We start from the raw sequence: 10,436 nt of genomic DNA, 5'->3' as shown, positions 1-10,436 counted from the left end.
ACCCGCCCGCTTACAAGATATTATCTGGATAATTAACAACAAACCCAGGAAGATCCTGGGGTATAAGTCGGCTCTGCAGCTGGCGAAAGAGAAAGGAGTATTACGAGGGTAGGTGGTGCACTTCGGGGGTGAATTTAGGGTTGTGTAGTTTTTTTATTATAACATTTAAATTCTATTTACGCAAATGGTACAATGAAGCTACTTATGGCGATGCGACTGGCAACCGAAACAGAATTAGCGCAGTGGGACGAATTGGTGGCGGCCAATCCTGATGGCGGCCAGTCGCTGCAGACGCGCGCGTGGGGGGATTTTAAGGCGCGGTGGGGCTGGCAGCCGCGGCGATACGTGTACGAGCTGCCCGATGGCCGGCTGGTGGCGGCTCAGTGGCTGACGCGGCGGGCCACGGGGCAGGGTGAACTGTGGTATTGCCCGCGGGGGCCGGGGGTGACGTCGCCGGCGGATTTTGCGGAGGTGGTGCGGCAGACGCGGGCGGGGGAGTGGCCGGGGGTGCTGGCGCGGTTTGAGAGCGAGGTGCTCGATGACGATGTGCCGAACAAAGCAGCGTGGCGAGAGCTGGGGCTGGTGCGGGCCAACCGCGATCTGTGGGTGAAGTCGACTATTTTTGTGGACCTAAGCTTGGGTGAGGAGGCGCTGCTGGCGAGTTTTAACCAGAGCGCGCGGCGCAATATTCGCAAGGCGCAAACAGCGGGGGTGAGGGTAGAGCCGGTGGCGGCTACGGATGAGAATTTGGGAATTATGTACGAGCTGATGGCGGCGACGGACGCGCGGGCGCATTATGGGCTGCGGCCGCGGGCGTATTTTTTGGATTATTGGCGAGCCCAGGCGCAGGCGGGGCAGGCGCAGTTGTTTTTGGCGCGGCACGAGGGCGACGTGCTGGCGGGATTATTTGCGACCTACCTGGGGCGCCGGGGGTGGTACAAGGATGGGGGGTCGTTTGAGGTGAAGCGTGACCTGAGCGCGTCGTATCTGGTGCAGTGGGAGGTGATGCGTTGGTTGATGGCTCGGGGTTGCACGAGCTACGACATGATCGGGGTGCCCAATCGCAATGCGGTGGGGACGGGCGACCCGAAGGATGGATTGTACACTTTCAAAAGTAAGTTTAACCCTGAGATTACGGAATTTGTGGGGTGCTGGGATTTGCCGCTGAGCGGGACACGCTACAAGGTGTGGCGCCGGGTGGGTGAGCGAGTGGCGGCGAGGCTGGCGATGCGTCGGCCGGAGCGATTTTTGTACTAAACAGTCGGGCGGCCCCGCAGCGGGTGGGCTGCGGGGCCGGGATGGATGGGGCTTGCTGTTGGTCACTGGAGGGTGAGGGCCAGTTGGGCTGCGGGGCTGTCGAGAACCCTTAGGCCGCGGTCGGTGACCACCAGGATCATGGTTTCGCCGTCGGCCTGGGTGGTGGGGGTGAGCCAGACGTTGTCGATGGCGGTAGCCAACGCTCCCCGGAACTGGTTGTCGCTCAACCAGTTGAGTTGCGTGCGGATTTGTTCGTAGGTGGTCCAGCGTGGCTCGCAGTCGGCCAGAATGCGGTACACGGGCAGCAGGTTGTGCCGGGGGCGGCGACGCAGAAGGCTCCGGGCCAGAACAACTAGTCCGGCGGCCAACAGCAGCGCCCCGATGACGACGAGGGCCATGGTGTGCTCCGTTCGGGGCGGTTGGGAAGGTGCGGGGGCGACGACCGGAGTGGTTGGCGCGGGGTCCTCGGTGGTCGGTGCGAGGGTCGGCTCGGCCTCGATGGACTCGCGTAGCTGCCCCAACTGGGTTTTGAGCAGCTTTCGCCGACTGATGAGCGCGTTGCGAAACCACAGCGTAGGCGAACCGTCTGGGTCTTTGATTTGCACGCTGAGCGCGGCGATTTGGGCTTCGAGGTCTTCAATGAGGTGCTCGGTACATTTGGCGAACGGCCGACGCGGTGGCCGTCGGCAGTTCCAGCGCGAGCATACTATCATAGCCACGAACCACCTCCGGAAGGAGCGCGGCGTCCTAGGCGCCGAAGGGTACGTAGGATTCGAAGATAATACCATTATTGAGCCATAATTTCAACGGCGTATACTCATAAGCAATAACGTGGTGGATGCATGTTTCGTAATCTGGTGAAGGCAATTATTCCGGCGCGGGTGTTTCGGACGATTGAGCCGTATGGGCATTTAGCAGAGGCGATAGTTTGGCAGACGGTAATGGCGTATCCGGCGGCCGGGCTGAAGGTGATTGGGGTGACCGGGACCGACGGCAAGACTACGACGGCGACGATGATTTACGCCATGCTTAACGACGCGGGGATCAAGACGGGATTGATGACCACGATTGGGTACGGCACGCCGGCCCACTGGCGCGAGAATGTGGTGCATATGACCACGATGCCGACGCACGCGATGCTAGAGCGCATCAAGGAGCTCAAGGCCGAGGGGATCGAGTGGCTGGTGCTGGAGACCACGAGCCATGCGCTGGCGCAGAACCGGGTGTGGGGGATTGATTACAGCCTGGCGGTGATGACCAATGTGACGCACGAGCACTTGGACTACCACGGTACGTTTGAGCGGTATCGGGCGGCGAAGCGGCGGCTGTTTGAAATGGCGGCGGGGAATAAGCGGGGGGTGGTACCGATTCGCGGGATTATTAATGGCGATGATCCGAGCGCGGATTATATGGCTGAGCCGACGGGGCCGAATCATCTGCGCTATAGCCTGGAGCATGGGGATATTGCGGCTAGCAACGTGCGGCCTGAGGGCGGCGGGAGCGCGTTTACGGTGACGACCTCGGACGAGGGGTCGTTTGAGGTGCGGATTCATTTGCCGGGTACGTTTAATGTGTCCAATGCGCTGGCGGCGGTGGGTGTGGGCATGGCGCTCGATCTGGAAAATGAGGCGATTGCGAAGGGACTTGCGGCGCTCAAATCGGTGGAGGGACGGATGAATGCGATTGATGAGGGGCAGGATTTTGCGGTGATCGTGGATTTTGCGCACACGCCCGATAGTTTTGAGAAGATTTTGAGCAGTATGCGCGCGACGGCCAAGGGCCGGTTGATCGTGATGTTTGGCTCGGCGGGGCGGCGCGATGAGGCCAAGCGCGGGCAGCAGGGGCATAGCGCCGGCAAATGGGCTGATGTGGTGGTGGTGACCGAGGAGGATGACCGCGACGTGGATGGGCAGGGGATTATGGATCAGATCGCGGGGGGTGCATCGCAGGAGGGCAAGGTGCTGGGGACGGATTTGTTTATGGTGCATGACCGCACCGAGGCGATTCGGTTTGCGATTGGTCAGGCCCGGGCGGGCGACACGGTGATGCTGCTGGGCAAAGGGCACGAGAAGACGATCGAGGGGGCCGATGGTGAGCGCCCGTGGGATGAAGCGGCGGCGGCGCGGGCGGCGATTGCGGCGCGGCTAGCGGGCATCCAAGGCCAAGGTGGTGCAGCGGATACCGCCGCCACCTAGTTTGAGCTGGGTGATGGGGCGCTCGACCACGGTGAGGCCGCGGCGGGTGAGCTCGGTGGCGAGCTGGGGGCCGCCTTCGGGCATCACGACGGTGGTGCCGTCGGAGACGAGGTTGCAGACGAAATTTTTGGCCTCGGTGAGCGAGACATCGATGAATTCGAGGTCGGTGCGGGCACGCAGGAGTTTAACGCTGGTGGCATCGAGGGCGTCCCAGGCGACGGCGATGAGGCCGGGGCGGATGATGCCGAAGACGAGATCGTCGTCGTACCAGGCGTCGGAGATGGTGCGGATGGGGATGATGTCGTAGCCGAGGGCGTCGTGGATGAAGGCGTCGGAGCGGGGGTCGCTGCGCCACTGCCGGCCCTTGAGCACCGCGCCGGTGCCGGTGGGCAGGGCGTCGCCCTGGCCGGAGAAGCGGTAGGGGCACTCGATGACCTCGTAGCCGGCGGCTTCGAGCCAGGGCTTGAGGAACAGGGTTTCGCCCGCACGCTGGGGCGGCAGGTTTCCGAGCACGGCCCGTTTGCCGCGGATGAGGGCTTGGTTGGCAGTGAAGGTCATGTCCGGCTGGGCGGGATCGGGTGTCAGGAAGTGGATGGTACGGCCGGCGGCCTGGTGGGCGGCTACGATGGCCGCGTATTCGGCGGCGAGGAGGGTGGGGTCTGGTTGCACGTCGGTGCGCATGTACGGATTGATGGAATAGGCGATCGTGAAATAGGTCGGCGGGCAGAGTAACAGATCGTGATTGTACATACGGCAATGCTACACTAAGCGCATGAATATTACAGAATCTATCTTCAAAGCGTATGACATTCGAGGTTTGGTCGGCACAGAATTAACGAGCGAAGTGGCTGAGGCGGTGGGCCGCGGGGTGGCCGACTGGTTGCCGACCGAGGGACCGGTGTGCGTGGGCTACGATATGCGGCCGGATTCGGCCGAGTTGGCGGCGGCGGCGCGGGCCGGACTGACGCGCCAGGGCCGTGACGTGATCGACATCGGCTGCGTGGCGAGCGACATGATTTATTTTGCAGTGGGGTCGCTGGGTGCGGCCGGCGGTGTGATGGTGACGGCCAGCCACAATCCAGGCAAGTACAATGGCATCAAGGTGTGCCGCGAGGCGGCCGGCGGCGTGGGGCTCGATACGGGATTCAGCGATATCCGCGACGCGATTAAGGCTGATCATTATCAGGAGGCCACGCGTACCGGCGAGGTGACCCAGCAGGACGTAATGGAGGCTTGGGTGAAGCATGCGCTGGGATTTGTGGATGCGGCGGCGTTGAAGCCGTATCACATCGCGGTGGATGCGGGTAACGGTATGGGCGGCGCGGTGGTGCCGCATCTGGAAGGCAAGTGGCCGCTGACGGTGGAGCCGATGTTTTTTGAGCTCGACGGCACGTTTCCGAACCACCCGGCGAATCCGTTGGTGGATGAAAATAATCGCTTCTTGGTGGCGAAGATTCAGGACGAGAACTTGGATTTTGGCGTGGCCTTTGACGGTGATGGTGACCGAGCGTTTCTGATCGACGAACACGGTCAAACGGTGTCGGGGAGTGTGACCACGGCGATTTTGGCGGATTATTTTCTGAAGAAAAACCCGGGGGCGACGGTGCTGTACAACGCCAACTGTAGCCGTGTGGTGCGCGAGACGGTTGAGGCGGCGGGCGGCAAGAGTTACCGGACCAAGGTGGGGCATAGCAATATCAAAGCGGACATGCGCAAATATGGCGCGGTGTTTGCAGGTGAGCACTCGGGGCACTATTTTTTCCGCGATAATTGGGGGGCGGATTCGGGGTTGATTGCGGCGATTTGCGCGATTGGGGCGCTGAGCGACTCGGGGCTCAAGCTCAGTGAGTTGGCGAAAAAGTATGACAAATATGTGGTGTCGGGCGAGATCAACTTCGAAGTGGCCGATAAGGCGGGGAAGATAGCTGAGCTCAAGCAGGCGTATGCCGACGGCGAGCAGGATGAGCTCGATGGTCTGACGGTGAATTACCCGGATTGGTGGTTTATTGTGCGGCCGTCGAACACGGAGCCGTTGCTGCGCCTCAACGTGGAGGCGACCACGCAGGGGGTGCTCGATGAGCAGTTGGCTAAGCTGAAGGCTTTGCTGGCGGCCTAGGTGCCTTGGCCCGTACATACAACGTGAGGTCCATGTCGAGGGCGGTGATAACGCGCTGAATGAGGTCTGCGGTGGGATTGCCGCGTCCGGTTTCAAGACGGGCGATGGCGGTTTGCGAAGTGCCGATAGTGGCTGCGAGCTGGGCCTGCGTGAGTCTGAGCATACGTCGCTTGAAGGGTACGTGCTCTGCGACTTGCTCCTGAATGGTCATGGGGATGAGGGGCATTGCGATTCCTTTGGGGTTGAGTTTAGTTATGTGCATGGGTGATTTTACCCCATAAAAAGTATATTTTATATCACGTATGAGTTAAATTTGGCCAGCCTTAGCAGACATACTGAGCCCCGGCGTTGAGCGCAGCGGTTCAGGGGGTCTTGACGTGCCAAATTCATAACGCTAATCTCAATTATGCAACGCTGGCACTCGGTGCTTAAGAGTGCTAAAGTGGAATTTATTGCGTGAGACTGATTAACGAGGAGTAAAGCATGGCACTACAACCATTGGGCGACCGTATCGTAGCTAAGACAGTGGAGCCTGAGGCCAAAACGGCTTCTGGGATTTTGCTACCCGACCAGGCCAAGGAAAAAACTCAGGTGGCTGAAGTCGTGGCCGTGGGTAAGGATGTAAAGGAAGTGAAGGTGGGCGATCGGATCGTTCACACCGAGTACGGCCCGAACCGGTTCAAGCAGGGCACGGACGAACTATTGATCGTTAAAGAGGAAGATGTCCTCGCGGTTGTAAAGGGGTAATCAATTATGGCAAAGAAGATTTTTTATGACGATGATGCTCGCGGCCGGGTACTGGCTGGCGCGCGGGAATTGTATGAGGCTGTTCGGGTAACGATGGGGCCCAAGGGCCGCAACGTGGTGATTCAGAAGAGCTATGGCGGTCCGCAGGTGACGCATGACGGCGTGACGGTGGCCAAGGCGGTCGAGATTGAAGAGAACCGCCAAGACGAAGCGAGCTTGGGCAAGGGCGTGGGCGCCGAGCTCATCAAGACGGCTGCTTCCAAGACTGCCGACAATGTGGGTGACGGTACGACGACCTCCACGGTGCTCGCCTACCACATCTTGAACGAGGCCAACAAGCTGATCGCGGCCGGCCACAACCCAATGGACCTCAAGAAGGGCCTGGACGAGGCGGCGGGTACGGTGCTGGGCGAGATCGCTGGCATGACCGAGCAGATTGCTGGTAATCGCGAAAAGGTGGCTCAAGTGGCAACCGTTTCGGCGGGCGACGCCGAGATCGGTGAGTTGATCGCCGACGTGATCGAGGCCGTGGGCAACGACGGCACCGTGACGGTGGAGCAGAGCCAGACGCTGGGCATGGAGAAGGAGATCGTGGAAGGCTTCAAGATCGAGCGCGGCTATGTGAGCTCGTACATGGTGACCGATGTGGCGCGCATGGAAGCGAGCTACGAGAAGCCGTTGATTCTCGTGACCGACAAGAAGATTTCGAGCATTCAGGACATTTTGCCGCTGCTCGAGAAGATTGCGCAGGGTGGCAAGAAAGAACTCGTGATCATCGCGGAAGACGTCGATGGCGAGGCGCTGGCGACGCTTGTGCTCAACCGGCTCAAGGGCGTGTTTAACGCCCTGGCGATCAAGGCGCCGGCCTTTGGCGACCGCCGCAAGGCCGTGTTGCAAGATATCGCGGTGCTCACGGGTGCCACGGTGATCAGCGAGGAGCAGGGCTTCACGTTTGAGAATGCCACGCTCGATATGCTGGGCGGCGCGCGCAAGATCATTGCGGGTAAGGATGACACCACGATCATCGAGGGCTACGGTGACTCGAAGGATGTGGAGAGTCGCATCGCGGAGCTGCGGGCGCAGATTGAGCACGCCACGAGCGAGTACGTTAAAGAGAACCTCGAGGAGCGCTTGAGCGCCCTGGCTGGCAAAGTAGCCGTGATCAAGGTGGGCGGCGCGACCGAAACGGCTATCAACGAGAAGAAGGATCGCGTGGATGACGCGGTGGCGGCTACCAAAGCGGCTGTGGCCGAAGGCATCGTGTCGGGCGGCGGCGTGACGCTGGTGGATCTCTCGAAGAAGCTTGATGTGGAAACGACAACGGTGACGAGTTCGGCGCACGCCGGGCAGCTGATTCTGAAGAATGCTTTGGTGCAGCCGTTTAAGCAGCTGATGCTCAATGCCGGCCTGAACGCCGAAGAGAAGCTGGCCAAGGTGCTCGAAAGTCAGAAGGCTGGCGAGGGCTTTGACGTGAATGCCGGCGGCGTGATGGTGAACTTGAAGGCCAAGGGGATCGTGGACCCGGCCAAGGTGACCCGCGAAGCGGTTCAGAACGCGGTTTCGATTGCCGGAACGGCTATGACGATGGGTGCGCTCATCGTGGACCTGCCCGAAGCGAAGAGCGCTCCGGCCGGCGGCGGTATGCCGGGCGGCATGGGCATGGGAGGTATGGACTACTAGTCCCAAGCCAAAAATGCTACGCTGAGGGCGTGAATGATGCTCTGAGCTACGAAGATTTTGCTAAACGCGCCGATGAGATTTTAGGCCTCATCGGCCGTTTGCGTTTGGGGCATAGCCTCGGCGAGGCGATCGATCTAGCCGAAGAGCGCTTCGTGGTGGGCGAGGCGAATGCGGAGCTGCGGCGCTTTGGCGAGGTGATGGTGCTGGCGCGGCGGCAGGCGGTAATTCAGTCGCAGCTGGATGACGATCGCGAGGCGCTGCATCATGGCCACCTGGACCACGAGGAGCTCACGAGCGTGGGGCATCATTACGAAATGCTGCGCCGTGAAGCGTGTAGTTACAACCACTTGCTACGGGGATTTATCGAGTCGTGCGGGCAATATTTTTCGCGCCATGAGCTGATGGGCTGGCTGACGTCGGCCAGTGCGGGCCGGGGCGTATGGGCCAAGGGCGAGGTGACCGGCGCGGTGAGCGAGATTGCGCTGCATGCGGCGCTGCAGGGTTTGCCGGAGCTGCGGGGTTTGCGGTACGCGTCGGTGGGCGAGGATTTGATTGGGTACGACTTCGTGGGGGAATGGCAGGGTAAATTGCTGACGATTGATGCCAAAACGGGCTTTTACCGGCCACTGTTGGAGCGCAAGCATGGTCACCGACATTTGGAGATCTCGGTGCCGCGCGAGGTGGTGAAGGAATTGCGCGTAAATCATCGCGGTTTGGCGCTGCTGCGGCGCCAGGTGCGGCAGGTGCTCGGGCGTGATTTTAGCCCGGGGTACGCATAATTCTCTGACCGCGCTTGACTATAAGTGAAATGACTGTTATTATTCGGGTAGTTCTTTAAAGTTTTACTCCCACCAACACCCCGAGCAAGGGGCGTGGAAAGAAAAGGGCAAGTTTGGTAACAGACGGCGACTCTATTCCTAGCGATTTAGGAAGACGAGTGCGCCGATTTTTTGTTATCCGCCGATTTTCTGAGCGGATCGCGAGCAAGGGGGGAGCACCATGGCACAGCAACAGGTACAGGAGAAGCGGGCGAAGGCTCCGATGGAGCGAGCGTCCGGTACGGCGACGACGCCGGCAGGTAGCCCAGTGCTGGAATGGCCGCGGACGAAGTCCGCCAACTAGTCCGCTGCAATCGACTCACCGCGACCATGCTGCCGCGGCCCGCCGGCCCGGCACGTCCTCCGAAGGAGCTAGTGATGGCCCAGCATCGTGCACAAGCCCCCGACGACTTCTCAGAGTTCGAGCGCCGGATCGTTGATCCGCTGGACGGCTGCGATCGCTGCGGAGCCCGCGGTCAGGTGCGCGTGACCGTTCCCGAGTGCGGTTCGCTCGTATTCTGCGGGCACCACCGGCGTGACTACGAACTCCTGATCCGCGACCGCAAGTACCCGGTCGAACCGCTCGTCGGCGCTGCGGCGTCGTGATTCCAGCGTCTGGGTTGGTGGGGGTCGGCGTCAGCCGAAGGGGCGATTCCGGCCCCCACCGTGCCCTCTTCGTATTTCTGCGAGGAGGGTTGTTCATGTTGTGGGGGCCCGGGAAAGCGATAAGATGATGATTGCGGTGAAGGTTCTCCCCGGAGGAGGACCGCTGGGTGGCGGCCCTCCTCGCGGAGATTCGGCGCGGTTGCGCCGAGCACTCATCCAGGAGTTCCCGTGGGGGTGGGAGACTCGGATGGGTAGGGGTAGATCTGCGTGCCGGGGATGGGCGGCGGTGTCGATGACGTGTCGCTCGTTGGGCTCGGGCTACCCCGGCAGGTCATGGCCCCGCCGCCGTCGGCCGACAGGCCGACGCAGTTCTTGCCGTGGAGGTCGAATTCCTCCACGTCGCCGAACGACGGCTTCCGGGAGGTGATCGCGGAGATGCCGTTACCCCAGAGGCACCAGACCGCGATGGAACTCTGGGCCGACTTGATGCCGACGCAGGTGCCCTGGTTCGTGTTGAACGCCTCGGCGTCCGCGAACCAGGGCTTGGATGGCAGGCCGGTCGGGGTGACGGACGGCAGGCTGCAGTCAACAGAGACTGCGCCGCCGCCGCTTCTCATGGCGTCGCAGACGATGCCGTTGGTGGCGAAGGCCTGGATCTCGCCGGTGGCCTTCTTGTCCACGACGGCATTGCCGGCGCCGCCACAGGCTGTTGCGGCGATCGCAGTAGCCAGCAGCCCGAGGGCCAGGCGCGTGCTGCGGGTGATCATGATCACATCCCTAGTTGGAGTTGGCTCATCGGCGAGGCCGCCGGTGAGTGTCTTCCGTGATGTGAAGCCAGTGGAGCGGGTCGGGTGGCATGAGATCTCCTCACATGGTCCCTCCATTCCGTTTTGAAGTGCACCACCCAGTCCTGTAACAACGAGGTATGGGCAGGACATATAAGCAGCTAGATCAATCAATGCGAGACCGGATTAAAGCATTACTGGATGACGGGTACGGGGTACGCAAAATCGGCCG

12 protein-coding genes are annotated in these 10,436 nt (G+C 61.1%); 8 read left to right on the top strand and 4 right to left on the bottom strand.

The window, feature by feature from the left end; translation table 11 throughout:
- The first annotated feature begins 204 nt into the window (after positions 1-204).
- Positions 205-1,257, top strand: coding sequence for a peptidoglycan bridge formation glycyltransferase FemA/FemB family protein (locus VMT30_01995; GenBank protein ID HVQ43715.1), 1,053 nt, complete (start codon positions 205-207; stop codon positions 1,255-1,257).
- 62 nt (positions 1,258-1,319) lie between these two features.
- Here VMT30_01995 and VMT30_01990 read toward each other — a convergent pair whose 3' ends face one another.
- Positions 1,320-1,976 (bottom strand): hypothetical protein, encoded by a 657-nt coding sequence (locus VMT30_01990; GenBank protein HVQ43714.1) that lies wholly within the window; start codon positions 1,974-1,976, stop codon positions 1,320-1,322.
- Positions 1,977-2,099: 123 nt separating this feature from the next.
- Between VMT30_01990 and VMT30_01985 the strand changes: the two genes are divergently transcribed.
- A complete protein-coding gene (locus tag VMT30_01985) occupies positions 2,100-3,452 on the top strand; it encodes a UDP-N-acetylmuramoyl-L-alanyl-D-glutamate--2,6-diaminopimelate ligase (protein ID HVQ43713.1) in 1,353 nt (450 codons plus the stop codon).
- On the opposite strand, the gene VMT30_01980 is transcribed toward VMT30_01985, so the two are convergent.
- The gene (locus VMT30_01980; protein ID HVQ43712.1) at positions 3,402-4,202 is read right to left on the bottom strand and encodes an amidinotransferase; all 801 of its coding nucleotides are present in this window, start codon (positions 4,200-4,202) and stop codon (positions 3,402-3,404) included. The two genes, VMT30_01985 and VMT30_01980, sit on opposite strands and share 51 nt — an antisense overlap.
- A 22-nt stretch (positions 4,203-4,224) precedes the next feature.
- On the opposite strand from VMT30_01980, the gene manB reads away from it, so the two are divergent.
- Positions 4,225-5,568, top strand: a complete 1,344-nt coding sequence (gene manB, locus VMT30_01975) for a phosphomannomutase/phosphoglucomutase (protein HVQ43711.1) — start codon at positions 4,225-4,227, stop codon at positions 5,566-5,568.
- Here the strand turns inward: manB and VMT30_01970 are convergent.
- Positions 5,540-5,794: a helix-turn-helix transcriptional regulator gene (locus VMT30_01970; GenBank protein HVQ43710.1), complete on the bottom strand. Its 255-nt coding sequence runs from the start codon at positions 5,792-5,794 to the stop codon at positions 5,540-5,542. The two genes, manB and VMT30_01970, sit on opposite strands and share 29 nt — an antisense overlap.
- 257 nt (positions 5,795-6,051) lie before the next feature.
- On the opposite strand from VMT30_01970, the gene VMT30_01965 reads away from it, so the two are divergent.
- From VMT30_01965 to VMT30_01945, 5 genes are all read left to right on the top strand, one after another.
- Complete coding sequence (locus VMT30_01965) at positions 6,052-6,315, top strand: co-chaperone GroES (protein ID HVQ43709.1); 264 nt, start codon at positions 6,052-6,054, stop codon at positions 6,313-6,315.
- A gap of 6 nt (positions 6,316-6,321) precedes the next feature.
- Positions 6,322-7,995, top strand: coding sequence for a chaperonin GroEL (gene groL, locus VMT30_01960; protein HVQ43708.1), 1,674 nt, complete (start codon positions 6,322-6,324; stop codon positions 7,993-7,995).
- Between the two features lie 29 nt (positions 7,996-8,024).
- Positions 8,025-8,774 carry a hypothetical protein gene (locus tag VMT30_01955; GenBank protein ID HVQ43707.1) on the top strand — a complete coding sequence of 250 codons (750 nt, stop codon included), beginning with the start codon at positions 8,025-8,027 and terminating at the stop codon, positions 8,772-8,774.
- Positions 8,775-8,994: 220 nt separating this feature from the next.
- Positions 8,995-9,117: a hypothetical protein gene (locus VMT30_01950; protein ID HVQ43706.1), complete on the top strand. Its 123-nt coding sequence runs from the start codon at positions 8,995-8,997 to the stop codon at positions 9,115-9,117.
- Between the two features lie 74 nt (positions 9,118-9,191).
- Positions 9,192-9,419 carry a hypothetical protein gene (locus VMT30_01945; GenBank protein ID HVQ43705.1) on the top strand — a complete coding sequence of 76 codons (228 nt, stop codon included), beginning with the start codon at positions 9,192-9,194 and terminating at the stop codon, positions 9,417-9,419.
- Between the two features lie 212 nt (positions 9,420-9,631).
- On the opposite strand, the gene VMT30_01940 is transcribed toward VMT30_01945, so the two are convergent.
- Entirely contained in the window at positions 9,632-10,186 is a 555-nt protein-coding gene (locus tag VMT30_01940) for a hypothetical protein (GenBank protein HVQ43704.1), read from the bottom strand.
- Positions 10,187-10,436: the final 250 nt, after the last annotated feature.

The organism is Candidatus Saccharimonadia bacterium (assembly GCA_035544015.1).
GTDB lineage: Bacteria > Patescibacteriota > Saccharimonadia > UBA4664 > UBA4664 > UBA5169.
The sequence above is the reverse complement of the archived record's forward strand: the minus strand, read 5'-3'. Positions and strand labels throughout refer to the sequence as shown.